General features: G+C 52.8%; 20 protein-coding genes and 2 tRNA genes. 12 read left to right on the plus strand and 10 right to left on the minus strand.

The window, feature by feature from the left end:
- Nucleotides 1-16: 16 nt before the first annotated feature.
- The 6 genes from RHJ80_RS10900 to RHJ80_RS10925 all read left to right on the plus strand — a co-directional run bounded on the left by RHJ80_RS10900 (nt 17) and on the right by RHJ80_RS10925 (nt 6,295).
- Nucleotides 17-808, plus strand: a complete 792-nt coding sequence (locus RHJ80_RS10900; RefSeq protein WP_206200185.1) for a prepilin-type N-terminal cleavage/methylation domain-containing protein — start codon at nt 17-19, stop codon at nt 806-808.
- On the plus strand, nt 786-1,292 hold the full coding sequence (locus RHJ80_RS10905; RefSeq protein ID WP_310800983.1) for a GspH/FimT family pseudopilin: 507 nt from the start codon (nt 786-788) through the stop codon (nt 1,290-1,292). The genes RHJ80_RS10900 and RHJ80_RS10905 overlap by 23 nt, the downstream gene beginning before the upstream one ends.
- Nucleotides 1,293-1,304: 12 nt before the next feature.
- Entirely contained in the window at nt 1,305-1,952 is a 648-nt protein-coding gene (locus RHJ80_RS10910; RefSeq protein ID WP_310800984.1) for a prepilin-type N-terminal cleavage/methylation domain-containing protein, read from the plus strand.
- Between the two features lie 186 nt (nt 1,953-2,138).
- Nucleotides 2,139-2,645: a DUF6790 family protein gene (locus RHJ80_RS10915; protein ID WP_310438535.1), complete on the plus strand. Its 507-nt coding sequence runs from the start codon at nt 2,139-2,141 to the stop codon at nt 2,643-2,645.
- Between the two features lie 120 nt (nt 2,646-2,765).
- Complete coding sequence (gene carB / locus RHJ80_RS10920; protein WP_310800985.1) at nt 2,766-6,068, plus strand: carbamoyl-phosphate synthase large subunit; 3,303 nt, start codon at nt 2,766-2,768, stop codon at nt 6,066-6,068.
- Entirely contained in the window at nt 6,062-6,295 is a 234-nt protein-coding gene (locus RHJ80_RS10925; RefSeq protein WP_149819402.1) for a DUF370 domain-containing protein, read from the plus strand. The genes carB and RHJ80_RS10925 overlap by 7 nt, the downstream gene beginning before the upstream one ends.
- Nucleotides 6,296-6,309: 14 nt before the next feature.
- On the opposite strand, the gene RHJ80_RS10930 is transcribed toward RHJ80_RS10925, so the two are convergent.
- The 5 genes from RHJ80_RS10930 to RHJ80_RS10950 form a co-directional block, all read right to left on the minus strand.
- Nucleotides 6,310-6,801 (minus strand): spore coat U domain-containing protein, encoded by a 492-nt coding sequence (locus RHJ80_RS10930; protein WP_206200189.1) that lies wholly within the window; start codon nt 6,799-6,801, stop codon nt 6,310-6,312.
- Nucleotides 6,774-9,038 (minus strand): fimbria/pilus outer membrane usher protein, encoded by a 2,265-nt coding sequence (locus RHJ80_RS10935; protein WP_310800986.1) that lies wholly within the window; start codon nt 9,036-9,038, stop codon nt 6,774-6,776. The genes RHJ80_RS10930 and RHJ80_RS10935 overlap by 28 nt, the downstream gene beginning before the upstream one ends.
- Before the next feature lie 10 nt (nt 9,039-9,048).
- On the minus strand, nt 9,049-9,819 hold the full coding sequence (locus tag RHJ80_RS10940) for a fimbria/pilus periplasmic chaperone (RefSeq protein WP_310800987.1): 771 nt from the start codon (nt 9,817-9,819) through the stop codon (nt 9,049-9,051).
- Nucleotide 9,820: 1 nt separating this feature from the next.
- Complete coding sequence (locus tag RHJ80_RS10945) at nt 9,821-10,396, minus strand: spore coat U domain-containing protein (RefSeq protein WP_206200192.1); 576 nt, start codon at nt 10,394-10,396, stop codon at nt 9,821-9,823.
- 182 nt (nt 10,397-10,578) lie between these two features.
- Complete coding sequence (locus RHJ80_RS10950; RefSeq protein WP_206200193.1) at nt 10,579-11,118, minus strand: spore coat U domain-containing protein; 540 nt, start codon at nt 11,116-11,118, stop codon at nt 10,579-10,581.
- Nucleotides 11,119-11,566: 448 nt separating this feature from the next.
- Here RHJ80_RS10950 and RHJ80_RS10955 point away from each other — a divergent pair, with 448 nt between their 5' ends.
- The 6 genes from RHJ80_RS10955 (at nt 11,567) to RHJ80_RS10980 (ending at nt 14,778) form a co-directional block, all read left to right on the plus strand.
- Nucleotides 11,567-11,953 carry a hypothetical protein gene (locus RHJ80_RS10955; protein ID WP_302678312.1) on the plus strand — a complete coding sequence of 129 codons (387 nt, stop codon included), beginning with the start codon at nt 11,567-11,569 and terminating at the stop codon, nt 11,951-11,953.
- Nucleotides 11,954-12,069: 116 nt separating this feature from the next.
- Nucleotides 12,070-12,381, plus strand: coding sequence for an IS630 transposase-related protein (locus tag RHJ80_RS10960; protein WP_399384605.1), 312 nt, complete (start codon nt 12,070-12,072; stop codon nt 12,379-12,381).
- Between the two features lie 318 nt (nt 12,382-12,699).
- Nucleotides 12,700-13,710, plus strand: a complete 1,011-nt coding sequence (locus RHJ80_RS10965) for a sulfate/molybdate ABC transporter ATP-binding protein (protein WP_206200194.1) — start codon at nt 12,700-12,702, stop codon at nt 13,708-13,710.
- Between the two features lie 70 nt (nt 13,711-13,780).
- Nucleotides 13,781-13,852, plus strand: a tRNA-Gln gene (locus tag RHJ80_RS10970).
- Between the two features lie 17 nt (nt 13,853-13,869).
- Entirely contained in the window at nt 13,870-14,652 is a 783-nt protein-coding gene (locus RHJ80_RS10975) for an HAD family hydrolase (RefSeq protein ID WP_310800988.1), read from the plus strand.
- A 54-nt stretch (nt 14,653-14,706) separates the two neighbouring features.
- A tRNA-Lys gene (locus RHJ80_RS10980) sits at nt 14,707-14,778 on the plus strand.
- A 6-nt stretch (nt 14,779-14,784) separates the two neighbouring features.
- Here the strand turns inward: RHJ80_RS10980 and RHJ80_RS10985 are convergent.
- Genes RHJ80_RS10985 through RHJ80_RS11005 form a run of 5 tightly spaced genes read right to left on the minus strand, consistent with a single transcriptional unit; the run spans nt 14,785 to nt 19,000 of the window.
- A complete protein-coding gene (locus tag RHJ80_RS10985; protein ID WP_206200196.1) occupies nt 14,785-15,630 on the minus strand; it encodes a PspA/IM30 family protein in 846 nt (281 codons plus the stop codon).
- A gap of 51 nt (nt 15,631-15,681) precedes the next feature.
- Nucleotides 15,682-16,461 carry an enoyl-ACP reductase FabI gene (gene fabI, locus RHJ80_RS10990; protein ID WP_206200197.1) on the minus strand — a complete coding sequence of 260 codons (780 nt, stop codon included), beginning with the start codon at nt 16,459-16,461 and terminating at the stop codon, nt 15,682-15,684.
- Nucleotides 16,462-16,518: 57 nt separating this feature from the next.
- Nucleotides 16,519-17,592 carry an aromatic ring-hydroxylating dioxygenase subunit alpha gene (locus tag RHJ80_RS10995; RefSeq protein WP_149819425.1) on the minus strand — a complete coding sequence of 358 codons (1,074 nt, stop codon included), beginning with the start codon at nt 17,590-17,592 and terminating at the stop codon, nt 16,519-16,521.
- Between the two features lie 39 nt (nt 17,593-17,631).
- Nucleotides 17,632-18,675: a photosynthesis system II assembly factor Ycf48 gene (locus tag RHJ80_RS11000; protein ID WP_310800989.1), complete on the minus strand. Its 1,044-nt coding sequence runs from the start codon at nt 18,673-18,675 to the stop codon at nt 17,632-17,634.
- On the minus strand, nt 18,665-19,000 hold the full coding sequence (locus tag RHJ80_RS11005; protein ID WP_310800990.1) for a rubredoxin: 336 nt from the start codon (nt 18,998-19,000) through the stop codon (nt 18,665-18,667). The genes RHJ80_RS11000 and RHJ80_RS11005 overlap by 11 nt, the downstream gene beginning before the upstream one ends.
- Between the last annotated feature and the right edge of the window lie 92 nt (nt 19,001-19,092).

The raw sequence follows: 19,092 nt of genomic DNA on the forward strand, positions 1-19,092 counted from the left end.
TTCGGAGGTAATGTTGATGACTCGTCGTAAGTTCTATTTCCACTGGCTGGTGCAGCAACGTTCCCAAGGCTTTACCCTTGCGGAGGTCTTGGCTTCCATTCTGGTGATTAGCCTCTTTACCCTAGCGGCGATGCAGGCCATTGTTGTCGCTGCCTTTTTCCAAGCGGATGCCCGTAAATTTGCCGAGGCCAGTCACTGGATTCAAGATGATCTGGAAAATATCAAAATTGTTGCCTACGATCTCTGCCAAACCAAGTTTGCCCAACGCAAGCTGGCAGCACCCGCCCAAGGCAATGACACCACCTTAACACTGGCACTCATTCAATCGGGTGAAAGTGACTACGATCAAGCCATGCCCCCAGAGTATCGCACCGGGGGTGCCTGTCCAGTAACTTCACCCACGGATGGGTTTCGAGTGGGCGATCGCGTTCTCATTGGTTCGGACTCGGGCACACGCCGTATTGTCTCTATGTCAGCCAACACGATTACCTTGGACTCGCCAGTAGGGGGCTATCGGGGGGCGGGTACTCGTGTCTATGCCCGCTGTCGGATTCAAGCCAATGAAACCAATGGCATTGATGGTGGCTTTGGTGCCTACCTGCAAACCTTGATTCCGCCGATGAACAGCAGCAATAATAGTCGCCCCATTGTCAATGACACGTTTACGATGACGCGCACACCCACCACCCGTGCTGAGGCACCTTTCCAAACCCTAGAACTGGCCTATTCTGTGCGCAATAGTAACAACCGCGTCGTTGCTCAACTATCAACCGAGGTGGTGCCCAATGCGTTTTTCCGCTGTCCGTGAGCAGGGCATGACCCTGATTGAAATCCTGATTGTCCTGACGGTGGCAACGATTTTAGCGGTGGCTGTCACGCCGAGCTTTCTCTATTGGCTAGAAACGCAGCGGGTCAACCAAGCTCTTGAAAGCTTAGAGGGGGCACTACGGGAAGCGCAGCGGGAGGCAATGCGGCGCAATCAAGCCTGTCGAGTGACGATTAACACAGGCACCAATCCCACTATCGCGGGGGATCCACCCCAATGTCTGCCCAATGGCTCCCGCCAACTGGAAAATGTAACCCTGCGTCGAGGAACGGGTGCTGCGTCTATACGGTTTGGCTTTCAGGGGCGCACCAGTAGTACAGGCACGATTGTGATTGCCTCCATAAGCCATCCAACCCTACAGCGCTGTTTGGTGGTGTCCTTGGGATTGGGGATTATGCGCACGGGCAATTACCTTGCAACGGACACCACGGGTGCAACTGCCGATAACTGTCAAGCACGCAACTAGAGGGGCACAGATATGCAGGGTTGGCGCAGAAGCGATCGCGGCTTTACATTGACGGAGTTACTGGTGGCGGCTGCCGTTGGCAGTATTGTTGTGGCCATGAGTGGTTGGGCAATGGTGGCTATCCTGCAAAACAATCGTCGTGTTGAAGAGCAGGCAATTACCCGCATGAACCTGAGCCGCGCCCTCGACTTTATCTCCGATGATATTCGCTCAGCCATTCGCATTTCAACCACGGCACCCCCAGATTGGGTCATTCCCAGTGGTGGCTACCAATTGGTGATGTTTGTGGAAAAACCAGCCGACAATCTCGAGGAGCAGGACAACGGCACTTTGGCCAGCACAACCCGTGTGGCCTATTACACCCGTCCCAAGACAAGCAATGTGGTGTGGCGAGGCCCGATGATTCTCTATCGCCAAAAAATTGGTGACTCTACCCCCAATGCGTTGATTGATGGCATTGCCAACACGAGTCCCAACTGCACCAATAACTTGCCGGGCGCTGTTGACAGTGGCACCAACAAAGGAGGGTTTCGCGTCTTCGTTCAGCACAATCGCAATGTCAAGCTCTGCATTGCTGGTTTGGTGGAGTCAACGGGTACGGTTTACCAAGCAGAAACCCTTGCCGCCGTGCGATCCGGATCTGCGACCCCCACTCCCTAGCGGCAGCAGCATTCCTTGAGAGGTACTTTTGGGAACACTGATAGCTTCTCCTCTTCACTCGGATAGAATAGGCTCAAAACGGTGAAAGTTCCTAGGGAACGGGATGACCTCCCCTTTACTTTACGTACCCCCTGTTTGACAAAAGGGTCATCGTTTTTCTATTGCTGCTGTTATAGGGAGGCAACCATGATTTGGCTTTTTTATAGTCTGATGACTATTCTTGGCATTGGTCTGCATTTGTGGCGACAGCCTCACCAGCGTACACGGGCAGGGATCATCCATGTCAGCTTGCTGTACCTACTGGTTATTTTTGTGGGAATTGGGGGGGTGATGAGTGCGTTGGTGCATACGTTTGATGCTGCAGCGACGGCTCGCAAAATTGGCTGGTTACCGGGGAGTCCTTTCCAATTTGAGGTCGCAATGGCGAATCTGGCCTTTGGGATGCTTGGCCTGCTCTGCATTTGGCAACGAGGATTGTTTTGGTCAGCAACAGGGATTGGTTTCTCGGTCTATGTGTTGGGATGTGCCTATGGCCACTACCAACAGATGTTGCTGGGAAATTTTGCCCCCTACAATGCTGGCTGGGGGATTTGGCTTTACGATGTTGGCGTACCGTCGTTGATCTTGACATTGCTGTGGGGCCGCAGTCGCTGGAATGTGTCCCACCCTCATAGGAATGTGAGTAAATCCTAACACCAATCGCCCTCAGAGCTGGTGACCTAGTGATTTTCAACTTAACAGAACAGGCGCGATCTCAAGGGGGAGTGTAGGATAGGGAAGGCGTGATTGAAATCCTTTGGCTGCGTTGTCCCTATGCCTCGTCGTACCGATATTTCAAAAATTCTCATTATTGGTTCGGGTCCGATTGTCATTGGTCAAGCCTGTGAATTTGACTATTCGGGAACCCAAGCCTGTAAGGCGTTGCGCGAGGAAGGGTACGAGGTGATCCTGATTAACTCCAACCCCGCCACCATCATGACGGATCCCGAGACCGCCGATCGCACGTACATTGAACCCCTCACCCCGGAAATGGTGGAAAAAGTCATTGCCGCCGAACGCCCCGATGCCCTACTGCCGACCATGGGCGGACAAACGGCGCTGAACTTGGCGGTGGCTCTGTCAAAATCGGGAGTGCTGGATCGCTATGGCGTGGAGTTGATTGGTGCCAAATTACCCGCCATTGAAATGGCCGAGGATCGCAAGCTCTTTAAGGAGGCAATGCAGCGCATTGGGGTGGGGGTGTGCCCGTCGGGCTTGGCCAATACCCTCGAGGAGGCGCGGGCGATCGCCCAAGAGATTGGGGTTTATCCCCTGATTATTCGACCGGCCTTTACCTTGGGGGGCAGCGGTGGTGGCATTGCCTATAACCAAGAGGAATTTGAAGAACTTGCTGCCGCTGGTCTGGAGGCTAGCCCGGTCTCGCAAATTCTCATTGAGCAGTCCCTGATTGGCTGGAAAGAATATGAACTAGAAGTCATGCGGGATATGGCCGATAACGTGGTCATTATCTGCTCCATTGAAAACGTGGATCCCATGGGTATCCATACCGGGGACTCCATCACTGTCGCACCAGCGCAAACCCTGACGGATAAAGAGTATCAGCGGCTGCGGGATGCTGCCATCAAAATCATTCGGGAAATTGGCGTAGAAACGGGCGGATCAAACATTCAGTTTGCCGTTAACCCCGAAACAGGGGAAGTGATCGTGATTGAAATGAATCCCCGTGTCTCGCGCTCCTCAGCACTCGCTTCTAAGGCAACTGGCTTTCCCATTGCCAAAATGGCGGCGAAATTGGCTGTGGGCTACACGCTGCCGGAAATCCCCAACGACATTACCAAGAAAACCCCCGCTAGCTTTGAACCCACGATTGACTACGTGGTCACCAAAATTCCCCGCTTTGCCTTTGAGAAGTTTCCCGGCTCGCAGCCGGTGCTGACCACCCAAATGAAGTCCGTTGGTGAAGCCATGGCCATTGGCCGCACATTCCAAGAGTCCCTGCAAAAAGCCCTGCGATCGCTGGAAACCGGACGCGCCGGCTGGGGGTGCGATCGCCCCGAAAAACTCCCCAGCCTTGAGCAACTGCGGGGGAAACTGCGCACACCCAATCCCGATCGCATCTTTGCCATTCGCCACGCCTTCCTCTTGGGGATGACCGTTGAAGAGGTTTATGAACTCACCGCCATTGATCCGTGGTTCCTGCGGCAGCTGCAGGGACTCCTAGAAACGGAAAAATTCCTCAAGCGCAGCAAACTAGAGCAACTCACCGCTGATGATCTCTGGCGGGTCAAGCAGCAGGGCTTTAGTGATGCCCAAATTGCCTACGCCACCAAAACCACCGATGATCAGGTGCGTGCCTATCGCCAATCCCTCGGTGTTGTTCCCGTCTATAAAACCGTGGACACCTGTGCCGCCGAGTTTGAGGCCTACACCCCCTACTACTACTCCGCCTATGAGCGGCCGGTGGAGCAAATTAACCCCGATACCGGCGATGTTGAATTACTGCCCCCGCAATCGGAAGTGCTGCCCCCCCGCAAGCCGCGGGTAATGATTCTTGGCTCTGGCCCCAACCGCATTGGTCAAGGGATTGAATTTGATTACTGCTGCTGCCATGCTTCCTACGCGCTGCGGGCGGATGACTATGAAACAATCATGGTCAACTCCAACCCTGAAACGGTTTCCACGGATTACGACACCAGCGATCGCCTCTACTTTGAACCCCTGACGAAGGAAGATGTCCTCAACATTATTGAGGTGGAGCGCCCCGTCGGCATTATTATTCAGTTTGGCGGTCAAACGCCGCTGAAACTCGCCTTACCCCTCCAGCAGTACCTCGAAACCCATGGCGATCGCCTCGGAACGCAAATCTGGGGCACCTCGCCCGACTGCATTGATATTGCCGAAGACCGCGAACGCTTCGAGAAAATCTTGCGGGAGCTGAATATCCCCCAACCCCCCAATGGCACCGCTCGCAGTTACGCCGAAGCCCTGAGTATTGCCCAGCGCATTAGCTACCCCGTAGTGGTGCGCCCCAGTTATGTGCTCGGCGGTCGCGCCATGGAAATCGTCTATTCCGATGCCGAACTGGAACGCTATATGAACGAAGCCGTGCAGGTGGAGCCAGAGCGACCAATTCTCATTGATAAGTATCTGGAAAACGCCATTGAAGTGGATGTGGATGCCATTGCTGATGCCAGCGGTACCGTGGTGATTGGCGGGATTATGGAACACATCGAGCAAGCGGGAATTCACTCTGGGGATTCTGCCTGTAGCTTGCCCACCCAATCCCTTTCTCCTACCGTGTTGGCGACCATTCGCAGGTGGAGTATTGCCCTCGCCAAGGCCCTCAAAGTGGTGGGGCTGATGAACCTACAACTGGCAGTACAAGGGGAGCAGGTCTATATTTTGGAGGCCAACCCGCGGGCATCCCGTACGGTGCCCTTTGTCTCCAAGGCGATCGGCATTCCCCTTGCTAAAATGGCTGCCCGCCTGATGTCAGGCAAAACGCTTGCAGAACTCAATTTCCTCGATGAGAAGATTCCCAACCATGTCGCTGTTAAGGAAGCGGTTCTGCCCTTTGAAAAATTTGCCGGTACCGATACGGTGCTAGGACCTGAGATGCGCTCCACCGGTGAGGCGATGGGGATTGACATGACCTTTGGTGCTGCCTATGCCAAGTCTCAACTGGCGGTCAATCAAAGGTTACCTTTGAAAGGAACCGTTTTTGTATCGATGAGCGATCGCGACAAGGCAGCGATTGTGCCCGTGGTGCAGGAGTTGCAGTCCCTCGGCTTTCGGATTATTGCCACCGAAGGAACCCGCAATGCTCTGCTTGAGGCGGGTCTGAGTAATATTGAACTCATCCTCAAGCTCCATGAAGGGCGTCCCCATGTCCTCGATGCGATTAAAAATGAGCAGATTCACCTGATTCTGAATACGCCTTCGGGTCAGGAAGCCCGTACCGATGCCCAATTGATTCGTCGCACCGCCCTTGCCTACAAGATTCCAATTGTGACGACGATCGCCGGTGCCAAGGCAACGGCTGCCGCCATTAAAACCCTGCAAACCTCAACCCTCGGGGTACGGGCACTTCAGGACTACCATCGGGCGGAATGCTAAACATTGGTTTTGGCAACTATGTCTCGCCGCAGCGACTGCTGGCGATCGTCAGCCCCGACTCTGCCCCGATTAAACGCCTGATTCTCGAAGCACGGCAGCATCATCACCTCATTGATGCCACCCACGGACGGCGGACTCGTGCCGTACTGGTCTTGGATGGGGAGATTGTCGTTCTCTCGGCGCTGCATCCGGAAACCTTGGTGGCGCGACTCAACCCACCCCCCTAGACGCCTCTAAAACATCAAAAAATAATCGTCACCCGCAGTGAGTCGGTGTAGAGGCCGGGGGCAACCCACTGCTGGGCAGGAATGCGACCGTAGATCGTCAGTGTATTGAGGACATTGTTGCCGGGAATAAACGGCCCCCGTTGCTGTGTGCCCCCTGTGCCATCGCCCCAAATGATACTGCGATTAGCATCAAGATAGAGGTTATAGTTCAGGCGATCGCTCCCACTGCTCATTTGTCGCGGTGTAAAACTATTGCTGCTCCCTTGGCTCAGTTGAACCGTTACGGGGCGGTTATTAAAGCGACCAGCCCCACCCCCCACACAGACAAATTGGACTTGACCAGTGGTATCCAGAGGAATGGGCGAAAAAGGATCATAGCTCCCAAAGTTCAAACCGGTCACACTTTGAAACTGACAACCCGTCCCCTGAGCCTGTGCGGCTGCCCAATACCCAAGGCAACTGAGGCCAGTGATGCATCCTATCGTGGCGAGTCGGGCAACGAACATGAGACTTCCCCTACATCAGTAAAGAGATCGTCACTGGGTGGCAGTGTCAGTTGGAACGTACAGCGCAGTTGCTCGTAGGTCACTTCAGCAGTGTAGGTTCCTGCTTCTAGGGTATCAAAGTAAAATTCTCCCCTTGGCGAGAGGGGCGATAGGATTGTTTCCTTGTTGCGTTCTAGGGTGAGTTGTCCCAAATTGGGAATGATTCGCTCACTGCCCCGCAAAATCACCACTCGTCCGACATAGTTGCGACTGGGGCGGACATCAAAGCGGGCGATCGCTCCCCCACGAAAAGGCGGTGCAATCAGTAGCTCGGTGCGGCCAATGGCAAAATCAATGGGAATATCCTGATCCTCGATCCGCAAGGCATTGCCGTAGTAGGGCAGCAAGTCTGGAATCAAAATTTTACCGCGACGATTCGTGCGACCAATTTCCTGATTGCTTAAGTAGGTGCGCACACCCCCCACATTGGGCACATCCACCAAAACAAAACTTCCCTGCACCGGTCGCGTGGCAAAAACTTCACCGCCAATTGTGACGAATCCCCCTTCCACCACCACTTGCGCCTGTCCTGTATCCCCTGCCTGCGCGTAGCCAATTTGGTAGCGGCTCCAAGGGGCATTGTAAGAAAATGTGCCACTGACAAAGGCCCGCTCATTGGCCTGAAGCACCTGTCCCTGATAGCCATAGCCGACGCCCACCGGGAGCGATCGCGAGACGTTGAGGAAAGGAACCCCCTGATTTCCCTGTTGCAGCCAGCCAGTGTTAAGTGTCACTGCATTGTTCAGAAAGTAGTTAAACGTCACACTGATTTGGTTCACTGGCTGATCACTGCCAGAAAGGAAGCGCGAACCTTGCAGGTATAGACTGAGATTGCGGCGGAGTTGCACTTGAGCGAGAATCGTTGCCTGTTGCCGCACCACTTGATCGCGGGGATTGGTAAAAAAGTACTGACCACTGATTGTTACCCGCGACCCCAGATTCAGAGTGGCATTGGCAAAGCCCTCTAACTGCGGGCGATCGTCCCCCAAACCCAAGCCAGTATTGACATAGTTGCCACTGAGGAGGCGCACCCCACCACCAAAGGCCAGCCACCGCCCCGGATAGTTGTAGCCAACAGCAATCCCACTCCCCAATTTTCCCTCAGTGGTACTCACCGCCGCCGCCACATCCAGCGTGCCAATGGGAATCGCCGTACTCAGGTTCAAGCCCGCATTCAAAAGATCGCCATTGCCTTCCAGACGTGCCCCTAGGGTCAAGTTATTCAAAATGCCCTGCCGATAGGCCGCCAAAAATTGCACCTGATCTCCGTAGCTGAAATTCTCCGTGCCAAAATTTTCCCGCTCGGCACCGGCAGCCACAATAAACTCCGATAGCCCAGGGCGCAATAACGTAAACGACTGGACAAAATTACGGCTAAAGACCTGTTGATTGCCCTCAGCATCCTTTATCACAATTCGCAAGCGATTAAAGCCCCCAAAGGCGGGCAAATTTTTGAGAATAAACGGCCCCGGCGGTAACGTCACCTGCCGAATCAGCAAGTTATTCAGGTAAATTTCTGCGCTGCTGGGGGTGGTTACCTCACCCCGAAAGTCAAAGGCGGGTTGGCGAATCAGGTAAGGGCTAAGGCCAAAGTTGCGTTCCCAAACAATGCCCCCCCAAAGGCCACCCCCGCCCAACAGGTCACTGCTGATAAACGCATCCCCTAGGGTCAAAGTTGTGGGATGGCGCCGATGATCCAATCTGAAAGCGGTGAGTCCCCGTTGCAGGTTGCCATCGGCAGTCAACCCCAGCGTTGAGGTGAGGGCATTGCCACCAAAGCTAATCGCCACTTCACTGGCAGCCGTCAGTTGTTCAAAGTTATTCCAAAAAACGCCATAGTTCAGGTAGGCACTTAAGGGTTGGCTATAGCGAATCCCCGGCGGTTCATTACTCGGTTTAAAGTCAATGACCGTTTGTGGCAGTTGGGCTGCTCCCACCTGTAACCGTAGCACTAAGTTGGCATCATCCCGCTGGAATGTAATCTGCGGTGCCAACGACTGCAAGGAGACGTGCTCAATGCCTTGGATGATTTCGCGGCGACCGCCAATCTCCCTCAGACCGGCATTCACTAGATCCTGCAAAGGGATGAGCACATCATCGCCACGCACCAAAACAATCACATCCCCCTTGGTAACGCGATTCACCTCAAGGGTATAAATGGCAGAGACTTCTGCTTGGGCAGAGACTGGAGCAGCCATCAGGAGGCTACTAAGCGCAAACGCCGTTGGGAGTAGAAATTTCAGTTGTAAGGGAGGGGTTGGTGCCCACAGACTGTAATTTGACTTGGCGCACTTGGGCACAGTTGGTTTGTGGTAGAGGAATATTCCTAAAGGGGCGATCGCGATCGGCCAAAACATACACAGAATCTAGCGTCCGCTCGAAAACAACCGTCCCCCGCTCATTCAGCCCCTGTACGGTTATGCCAAGGGTTTGAATGTGAACATTACCACGATTGCGGAGTACAAAACTTAATTTGCCCCCTTCAACCCGACCATTCAAAATTTCGCCTTGGCGCTGGATATTGGCAGGTTGGACAAAAACGGGCAGGCTAAAGGTCTTGATAATGCGAATGGCAGCCCCTTGGGTTTCTGGCACATTGGCTGGGGGCAATTCTGTCACTAGGAGGCGATAGGTTTGCTCTTCAGTGGTTGCCGGTTGCCGTACCCCAACCCGTAAAGTCCGCTGTTCTCCTGGCGGTACCGACAGCAAGACAGGGAAAGCCACGACATTGCCATCGCTTTCCGTTAGCTCCTCTTGGCCATCGGCGGTTTGCTGCCAGCGGCGGACACTAATCTCAAAGTTAATCGGCACCTGCCCCGTATTGGTCAGGGTCAACAATGCCGTTCGCTGACGCGGTGAGAGAAACACCTGCACCGCATTCAGATAAAACTCCGAGGATTGTGCTCCCACCCTTGAAGCCATGCCAAGGGCAATGACTGTGGCCAGCAGGGCAAACCGCCACCCCAATAGAAAGCGCACGCTAGAACGAGACAGTGACTTGAACCGTATCAATATAGGCACCGGGTTTTAGCTGATCTAGAGTACCGGACGGTAAGTTATCTGCTGCGAGAATCCGACCGTAGATGGGGAAGTTTGCAGGAGATGCATTGGGTGCTGTGTACTCGACAGCATTACTGAGATCACAGCCCCAAACTTCACTTCTCGCAGCATCTTTGTATAATCCATAGGGAAGACGAGCATCCGCATTGGCCATCTGGCGCAGAGGAGCAGTACAAGAAGAGCTCGATGAAGCGTTGCTTCCTTCGTCCAGCTTAATAGTCGCTTGAGTCTTAGGTAAGCACTTGACACTCACTTCACCTTGGGCATCCAAGGGCGTTGTTGCGTGGGCACCCAATGGATCATAGGTACCAAAGTTGATATTTTGAGTACCCGTAATTTTGCAGGCTGGGTTGACGTTTGCTTGAATTTGGATATTTGTGGTTTGGGGCGAAGTTTGGGCTTTGGCAGCCTGTGCCATTAACAGAGGCAGTACGCCCCCCGCCGCAGTAAGAAATAGACCGAGAAAAATCCGTTTGAGCAGGAATGAGAAAGTCATCGTCAAACCCCCTTATGAGAACAGCAAAAAGTTTAGACCCCAATTTTTGATGTTACTCTAATACTGAATGTAGCAAACCTTTAGGGATAACTCGCGGTGAGCTTGCAACACATACTAGCAGTAACAATACTACAGCATCCCCCCCTTGCCTACCGTGATTTCACGGAGGTTTTATCTTTCCTTTAGAAAGAAACAATAATCTGAACCGTATCGATATAAGTACCCGGTGTCAGTTGATTCAGAGTCCCTAAAAGTGCAAGAGCTTGACCCGATGGGATGCGACCGTACACGATAATGTCTTTGACGCTAGCATTGGTCGCACTGTAGTCCACATCATTCAGGAAGTTACAGCCCCAAATGTCAAGAGGGGAGTAAGAACTATCCCGATACAAAAAATAAGGAAGGCGAGCGGAGCCAGAAGCCATACGCCGCAGCGGTACAAGACAACTGGACAAAGCAGCAGGATAACTCCCCTGATTCAGCCGAATGGTTGCTTGGGTGCCCGGTAAGCATTGCACACTCACCTGACCTTGGGCATCTAGCGCTTGGGTGTAGTGGGTACCGAGGGGATCATAGGTGCCAAAGTTAATATCCTGAACACCCTTAATCACACAGGCTGCCTTCACCGTCGCCTGAACGTTGATGTTACTGGTTTGAGGTGAAGTTTGAGCATGGGCGCGCTGAGCCGTTAGGAGTGGCAATAGACCACTGGCAGCAGTCAAAAATAAACTTATTGGGTAGAGCTTTAGCCTCAGAAAACAGGGGTGATGCATAAGACTCTTCTCCCAACAGTTCATCAGTATTTTAATTGCTAGAGTGAACCCTACAAATTGCTAATTATGAATTTGGAGAGCACTCAGTCATGACTTGTAGGCCAAGCTTACGCAAGCCTAATGTGAAGGTGTGCGGCGAATTCACAATTGCAGCCGTTAGAGGGACACTGTCAATCTTACACCACTTACAGGACTTATGAACAGAGAATTTTAACTACGCAACAAAAGTTAATCTAAAGATTGGCACCCCCAAGCGTCAGGATCATCGTTGATGGGATGCGATCGCCATCGAAGGCAGTCTCAAAAATATTTTTGTAATGTTGATTGACCCCATTTTACTTGAGTGTATGCTAGTGCCTAGGAAAATTTTGTAGCCCTTTGATTTGGAGTGATTGCTGTGTTGCCAGACTTGCCAAGTTTTGATGCTTTGCTTCAGAGTTTGCGTAATATTGACACCCTAACCGAGTGGGAAATGGCGGTTCTGGGCATTATTGTCATCGTGGTTGGCATTTCTCTAGGGAACTGGGTCTGGCCAAGGATTTTGCAGGGGCTATTTATTCTTCTGTATCTTGGTGTAACTGCTATTCCCCTATTTTTGGTGGCGAACGGTATTCTACACGAGTGGCAAGATGTGGTCTTTAGCTGCTTAGTTATCGGCTTTTTGGGGTCAATCCCGTTACTCCCCTTTTTTGCTATTTCCAGTATTCAGCGAAAAATAGATGGCCTCAAGCAACAGGTGAACACACCACCTGCATCAGCTCCTATTAATTTCGAAAGGGAGTGAGATATTTTCAAGAGGGATAGGCTATACTCAAAGCGTCATGAATCTTACTCACGAACATGAGCTATAGCTTGGACTGACGAGAGCGGGTTGTCTCCTATATCCAGCAAGGTGGCAAAATCAGTGAAGCGACTCAAATCTTTCAGGTGAGCCGCGCCACTATCCATCGCTGGCTGAAGCGAGACGACTTAGCCCCCACAGTTGTCCCCCGTCGTCCTTGGAAACTGGATTGGGCGGCCTTAGCAGCCGATGTTGCTGCCCATCCCGATGACCGTTTAATCGACCGTGCCCAGCGATTTGGCGTCCAAGTTTCCACCATTAGTTATGCCCTCGCCCAGATGGGCATCACCCGCAAAAAAAACAGATGCGTTACCAAGAAGGGTGTGAAGAAGAGCGACAAGCGTATCAACAGCAGCTCAACACATGGGTAGAGAGCCATGGGGAGGAAACGGTGGTGTCTATCGATGAGAGGGGGTATGCAGGGTCAAACAGTTCGATTGATGAGGTGATTCGCAAGTATTGTGCTGGATAATGTCTCATTCTTTATTGGAATAGCTATATGTTTTGAGCCTCAAGGGCAATCCACGGCACCTGTATTCTACTCAGTCTTGACGGTGGGGTAGAGCGGTTGGCACAGGTGGTGCGTTGCCATGCCATTGTCTGAGTATGCGTTTGCCCTGTGGGCAAAGACACAGGGCTTCAAAACTACGGTAATCTTATAGAGAAACTAGAGTATTGCTGGCAGTGCTATGGGCATCACTATTGAAAACGTTTCTAAGTCCTTTGGCTCCTTTCAAGCGGTCAAGCAGGTGGATTTGGATATTGCCAGTGGCTCTTTGGTGGCGCTGTTGGGGCCTTCGGGTTCTGGCAAATCAACCTTACTGCGGCTGATTGCGGGTTTAGAGATGCCCGACACTGGCCGGATTCTGCTCACGGGCAAGGACGCCACCTATCAAAGTGTCCAAGAGCGTAATATTGGCTTCGTCTTTCAGCACTATGCCCTTTTTAAGCACATGACTGTGCGCCAAAATATCGCCTTTGGCCTAGAGCTGCGCAAGGTGCCCCGTGCCAAGATCAAAGCTCGGGTTGAGGAGTTGCTCGAGTTGGTGCAGTTGGCTGGCTTGGGCGATCGCTACCCCTCTCAGCTCTCTGGCGGACAACGCCAGCGGGTGGCTCTTGCCCGTGCCCTTGCCGTAGAACCCAAGGTGCTATTGCTGGATGAACCCTTTGGTGCCCTCGATGCCAAGGTACGTAAGGAACTGCGAGCATGGCTACGCCACCTCCACGATGATGTCCATGTGACAACGGTCTTCGTGACCCATGACCAAGAGGAGGCCATGGAAGTCGCGGATCAAATTGTCGTCATGAACAAAGGCCAAGTGGAGCAGGTGGGCACCCCCGCGGAAATTTACGACCATCCCGCTAGCCCCTTTGTGATGAGCTTTATTGGCCCTGTGAACGTCGTGCGCTCCCGTGTTTTTCAGCCCACCGAAGACACAGCCCCCCACTGCGATATTTTTCTGCGCCCGCGCGACATCATTATTGAGACAAGTCCCAATGGTAACACCGTCCCAGCTCGCATTCACCGCATCATTCACTTGGGTTGGGAAATTCAGGTGGAACTGCGCCTAGACGATGGGCAGGAATTGATGGCACACCTATCGCGAGAGCGATTTGACGAGCTGCGCCTTGAACCCCAACAGCAGGTCTTTATTAAGCCACGGGAGGCAAAGTCCTTTCCCCTGTATTACAGCATTTAGGCACGAAAAAAAATCAGTCCATCCCTTGAACAAACCAAGCCAAACTTGCTATGCTAACAAAGCAACGCAATGGGGTGTCGCCAAGCGGTAAGGCAGCGGGTTTTGGTCCCGCCATTCGGGGGTTCGAATCCTCCCGCCCCAGTTAGGTTTTAGACAGCAATGTCACAAATATTACCCTCATTACTGGCCTTAGATTTTGATGGCGTCCTCTGCAATGGCCTGCGGGAATATTTTCAAACCAGTTGGCAGGTATATCAGCAGGTGTGGCCTGAGCAGCCCCTTGCGCTTTCCCTAGAGGAACTAGAAAGGCAATTTGGTCAATTGCGCCCTGTGATTACGGTGGGTTGGGAAATGCCACTCCTGTTGCGAGCAATTGTTGAAGGCACCTCTACTCAAGAGATTCTCCAAAACTGGCCAAAGGTGCGCGATCGCCTACTTGCTACCTACCATCTCACTGCCACCGATTTGGGAGAACGAGTGGACGGCCTGCGCGATCGCTGGATTGCAACGGACTGGCAAAGCTGGCTGGCACTCCATGACTTTTATGACGGTGTCGTAGCCGCTTTACAACGCTGGCAGACTCAAGGTCAACCCCTCGCCATTGTCACCACCAAGGAGCAGCGCTTTGTTACCTATTTGCTGGAGCAAGCGGGCATTTCCTTTCCCCCAGCGGCGATCTATGGCAAAGAGCAACGGCAGCCAAAGCCTGTGATTCTTGAGGCGCTGCAGTCAACCTATGGCGCTCCCCTGTGGTTTGTTGAGGATCGCCTTGGGGCACTGTTACAGGTTGCGGCTACACCGGCGCTAGGGGAAACCGAACTCTTCTTGGCGACATGGGGCTATACCACTGCTGGCGATCGCGCCCAAGCCGAGGCACAACCGCGCATCCATCTCCTCAGCCGAGAACAATTTTGTGAATTTCCCCACTGGCTTTGCCCCTAACCCCTTGTCTTTCAAGGTGGTTTTCTCTATACTGGAAAAGCTGCGAAACAGCGTGGGTCGCTAGCTCAGCGGTAGAGCACTCGGCTTTTAACCGATTGGTCTTGGGTTCGAATCCCAGGCGACCCATTTGAGTTAACTATCCAGTAGGCGGCGGAGTTCTGCCATATCGTCATCAATAGATTTACTTTGAGAGGATGCACTGGGGCGTGGCGCGTCCTGCACTTCGGGGGTAGAGACGTTGATATTAATATTTAACTGACTGCTCCCACTGGAGGTCTGGGGGAGTGTCCCCGCAGAGGGGGCATCGGGCAATAAGCCCATTTGCCGCTTCATTTCTAGCAGTTCAAATTCCACATCTTGTTTGTTGGCGCTGCTTTGGAGCGCTTGGAATTTACTTTCGAGAGTATCGCCACTCAGTTCAGCGATCGCTTGGGAGCGGGCTTCCATTTGCAGGACTTTATCTTCCATACGCTCAAATGCCGCCATCGCATTGGAGGTACCCACCTTGCTGACCGCTTGATGAATCTGCTCAGAGGCTTTGGCTGCCCGGACACGGGCTTTGAGCATTTCCTTCTTCGTTTTCGCCTCAGAAATTTTGCTTTCAAGGGCGGTCAAGTTGTCCTTAAGGGTTTTTACTTGGACTGCCATTTGATCCACTTGGGCTTTAAGGGCGGCAGCGGTATCTGCAGCAGTTTTCTTACGGTTCAAGGCTTCCAACGCGAGGGCTTCATCTCCTCTACTGAGGGCAAGGCGTGCCCGCTCTTCCCACTGTTGGGAATCCTTAAGATTTTGGGCGTACTGCTGCTCTAGTCGTTTCTGAGCAGCAATGGCTTGAGCAACGGCTTGGCGCAACTTCACCAAGTCCTCGTTCATGTCAATAATTGTTTGCTCAAGGATTTTTTCTGGATCTTCAGCAGCACTGACAATGGCATTGAGATTAGAGCGAATCACCATGCCGACACGATCAAGTAAACCCATGCTTTGCCTCGTCAATAACTCGCTGACTCTACTCTAGCGCATGGCTTTTATTTACATGCCCATGATGCAGTAACCGGCGTCCACATAAAGAATTTGACCAGTGATGCCACTGGCTAGATCGCTGGCAAGAAAGGCTGCTGTGTTGCCCACCTCTGTTTGGGTCACCGTGCGCCGCAACGGAGCTGTGGCTTCCACATGGTGAATCATGTCGAGAATGCCCCCCACTGCTGAGGAAGCCAAGGTGCGAATTGGACCAGCGGAGATACCATTGACACGGATCTTCTGAGGCCCCAATTCTGCCGCGAGGTAGCGCACATTCATTTCTAGGGCTGCCTTGGCAATCCCCATGACATTGTAGTTCGGCACAACCCGTACACCCCCCAAATAAGTCAGGGTAATGATTGACCCGCCGTTGGTCATCAATGGTTTAGCGGCACGGCTGAGAGAGATCAGGGAGTAGGCACTGATGTCGAGAGCGAGATTAAAGCCTTCAAGGGAGACGGCGGAAAAGTCACCACTGAGATCTTCTTTTTGGGCAAAGGCCAAGCAATGAATCAAAATATCTAAGCCACCCCATGTGGATTGAATCGCCGCAAAGGTCTCGTCAATTTGTTGAGGTTGCTGCACATCTAGCGGCAGGAGCAACTTGGGGGCAAGGGGGGCTGTCAGTTCCTCGACCTTTTGCTTCAGCTTTCCCCGCTCGTCGGGAAGATACGTCACTGCCAGTTCAGCACCTGCTGCATGGAGCTGTTGGGCAATCCCCCAAGCAATGGAGCGATTATTGGCAATGCCGGTCACAAGGGCGCGTTTTCCCGATAGGTCTAGGAGCATAGGTACAGCCAGTGTGAATGATCTAACCCTCTGATCGTACCAGAGGGGCTGCTGCCTTTAGCGCCAGCGTAGGACTTGGGTTTTCAAGGGGTTGACAAATTCCCGTCCCTCTTGGGTGGCTTTCTCGTACTCCCGCTTAAGCTGGTAATACCATTTAGCTTGGTAATCGGCCTCTTTGATAAGCGTCAACGGTGGCTTGTACTTTAGGCCTTCGCTTTGCTTGGCCACAATGCGCAAATCTTGGTTGAGAAATTCCCGCGCTAAGGGAGCCAGTAAGGGTTTCAGGGGGGCGAGCCATGGAAAGGTCCAGTAGTAGGTGGCGGTGAGTTCAGTCTCCTGATCGTTAATGGGGGTGAGGGTAATCAGAAAACAAAAGGTGTGGCGATCGCTATAGTTGGTTTCGATGCGAATCCCCGGCAGCCGATAGATAATTTCCACCTCCGGGTGGCCGCCCAGAATATGGTGTGCCCACGACTTGCGCAGGAGGGGATGCCGCCGCATGGTAAAGCCATAGGGCGACGGATCAAAGGTTTTTGCCTTCTCAAAGAGCTTGCCCCGCTTGCGCCACCACCACGCCCCATGGACAAAGGGCGCATGGGAGGGATCCATAAAGTTAATAAACACCTGATCCAAATGTCCCGGAAAGATGAATTTTTGCACCGCTTGAGGTTGGGTCTCAGCGCTAAATCCGGGAACCAGCGGCACCTCGAGGGTCGGTTCACTGACATCACGCTCATTGGCTGGGAAAAAAATCCAGAGATTACCCTGCACCTCGCGCACCGGATAGCTCAACACACCAAAGTGCTTGAGATCCACATCGCTATCACTGGTCAGGGAGGGAATCAGTGTACAGTGGCCATGGGCATTGAAGCGCCAGCCGTGGTAGGGGCACTCCACCTCTTCCCCATCAAAGTGACCATAGTGCAGGGGAATGCCACGGTGAGGGCAGAGATTGCGCAGCGCAAAGGGCTTGCCTGAAGTGGTACGGCAGAAGAGAATAGGCTCCCCTAAAAGCACCTTGGCTTGGCAGCGACCCGGCTTGAGGTCAGCGGCTGGCAGGCCATAGTACCAGATATTGCGCAAGAAACTACTACCCTCATGGAGGGAGAATGAAGTGCTGCTGGAGTTCATAACCAGACTCAACCAGATGCTCGGCAATTATTTTCTACGTTACGCCGAAGCAGCCGTCAAGTCAGTCACATACCGCAGCAAGATCCCCTTCTGGCCAATAATGAACCCTTGATCAGGACTAAAGAAAAGAATTTTATAAAAGTTGGAGGGGACTTTTTTCACGTCCACATCCTGCTGCCACGTTTGGCCACCATCTTGGCTACACAGCAGTACCCCAGCACCCCCTGCTAGCCATACTTCATTGGGTGTGCGATAGGCCAGATCAAGGAAGCCAACACTATTGCGACGCAGGGGACTCAGCAGTTCTCCCCAGTTTTCGGAATTGTCTGGATCAGAGAAGGCAATTTTACCGCCATTGACAATCATCCAGAGCCGACCATCCGGGGTAAAGCCCATATTGTGGACACGGCGCGAGGTGGTGCGATTGTGGGGTTGCCAAGCCGTTTGTCCCGGCTGCCACGTGGAGTAAAAGCTCCCCCGCGAGGAGACAGCCACATACTCCCCAGAGGGCGAACGGTTGAGGTTGCGCATGACCCCAATGGCTTCTTGGACTAATGCTTGCCAGTTTTTGCCGCTGTCTTTGGTACGGTAAATGGCGCCTACATCGGTCATCATTTCCGCAGCGCCGCTGCCAAGGGCTTTCACGAAGCGAGGCGCACCCGGTAGTTTAGGATCGAGGGGAATTTGGTTCCAAGATTGGCCGCCATCGGTCGTGTGAAGTAAAATTGGCGGCTCACCGACAATCCAACCCTCGTTCCCTTGGAAGCTAACGCTGTTGAAGCGATAGTCGGGATTATCTAACACCAGCGTACGGGGTTCCCAAGTTTGACCACCGTCGCGAGTTTCCATCAGTGTGGCATTGGCACCCACCAACCAACCGTGATTACGGTCAATAAAGCTCATATCGAGAATGGTTGAGGTGGTTGGTAGTTGGATGGCTTCCCAAGGGTTGTAGTCCAAGGCGGGGATGGCAAGGGCAGAGGTACTCAGGCTCACCCAGATACAAACGGTCACCAGTAGCCAATGCAGGAACTTGATTCCTTTCATTTTTTGCCAATAACTGTCAATTTGTTTAGCGAACATTATAGAAACTCAACAGAAAAAGAACGGCAAGGGCAAGACCACCAAAAATGAGGATATTTTTTTGGCCGGGGGTGAGGCGATTCACACCCAAGCCGTAGTTCAGATTTTCCTTGAAGCCTGAGGGGGATCCCACAGGTCCAATGTTGCTAAATTGCTTTTTCGGAGCACTGCACACTGGACACCGCCAGTTCACGGGGAGATCAGCAAAGGCTGTCCCCGGCGGAATCGAGCGATTCTCGTCTCCCTTTAAGGGTTCATAGATGTAGCCGCAGGCACGGCACTCAAACCGATCTAAGGGCGCAACATCAGGGGTTTCGGCGGTCATACCTCAGAAATTTTTAAGATTTGCGACATACATCTTAATACTACGGGATTTAGGGGCGTTTCTTGTGATGAGGACAGGGGAGTTTTCAGGAC

The organism is Thermosynechococcus sp. QS41, assembly GCF_031583515.1.
Taxonomy (GTDB): domain Bacteria; phylum Cyanobacteriota; class Cyanobacteriia; order Thermosynechococcales; family Thermosynechococcaceae; genus Thermosynechococcus.

Excerpts from the sequence above, each read along its gene's own strand:
- RHJ80_RS10900 (WP_206200185.1), top strand. The coding sequence starts at position 17 with ATGACTCGTCGTAAGTTCTATTTCCACTGGCTGGTGCAGCAACGTTCC.
- RHJ80_RS10905 (WP_310800983.1), top strand. The coding sequence starts at position 786 with ATGCGTTTTTCCGCTGTCCGTGAGCAGGGCATGACCCTGATTGAAATC.
- RHJ80_RS10910 (WP_310800984.1), top strand. The coding sequence starts at position 1,305 with ATGCAGGGTTGGCGCAGAAGCGATCGCGGCTTTACATTGACGGAGTTA.
- RHJ80_RS10915 (WP_310438535.1), top strand. The coding sequence starts at position 2,139 with ATGATTTGGCTTTTTTATAGTCTGATGACTATTCTTGGCATTGGTCTG.
- carB (WP_310800985.1), top strand. The coding sequence starts at position 2,766 with ATGCCTCGTCGTACCGATATTTCAAAAATTCTCATTATTGGTTCGGGT.
- RHJ80_RS10925 (WP_149819402.1), top strand. The coding sequence starts at position 6,062 with ATGCTAAACATTGGTTTTGGCAACTATGTCTCGCCGCAGCGACTGCTG.
- RHJ80_RS10930 (WP_206200189.1), bottom strand. The coding sequence starts at position 6,801 with ATGTTCGTTGCCCGACTCGCCACGATAGGATGCATCACTGGCCTCAGT.
- RHJ80_RS10935 (WP_310800986.1), bottom strand. The coding sequence starts at position 9,038 with ATGGCTGCTCCAGTCTCTGCCCAAGCAGAAGTCTCTGCCATTTATACC.
- RHJ80_RS10945 (WP_206200192.1), bottom strand. The coding sequence starts at position 10,396 with ATGACTTTCTCATTCCTGCTCAAACGGATTTTTCTCGGTCTATTTCTT.
- RHJ80_RS10965 (WP_206200194.1), top strand. The coding sequence starts at position 12,700 with ATGGGCATCACTATTGAAAACGTTTCTAAGTCCTTTGGCTCCTTTCAA.
- RHJ80_RS10975 (WP_310800988.1), top strand. The coding sequence starts at position 13,870 with ATGTCACAAATATTACCCTCATTACTGGCCTTAGATTTTGATGGCGTC.
- RHJ80_RS10985 (WP_206200196.1), bottom strand. The coding sequence starts at position 15,630 with ATGGGTTTACTTGATCGTGTCGGCATGGTGATTCGCTCTAATCTCAAT.
- fabI (WP_206200197.1), bottom strand. The coding sequence starts at position 16,461 with ATGCTCCTAGACCTATCGGGAAAACGCGCCCTTGTGACCGGCATTGCC.
- RHJ80_RS10995 (WP_149819425.1), bottom strand. The coding sequence starts at position 17,592 with ATGAACTCCAGCAGCACTTCATTCTCCCTCCATGAGGGTAGTAGTTTC.
- RHJ80_RS11000 (WP_310800989.1), bottom strand. The coding sequence starts at position 18,675 with ATGTTCGCTAAACAAATTGACAGTTATTGGCAAAAAATGAAAGGAATC.
- RHJ80_RS11005 (WP_310800990.1), bottom strand. The coding sequence starts at position 19,000 with ATGACCGCCGAAACCCCTGATGTTGCGCCCTTAGATCGGTTTGAGTGC.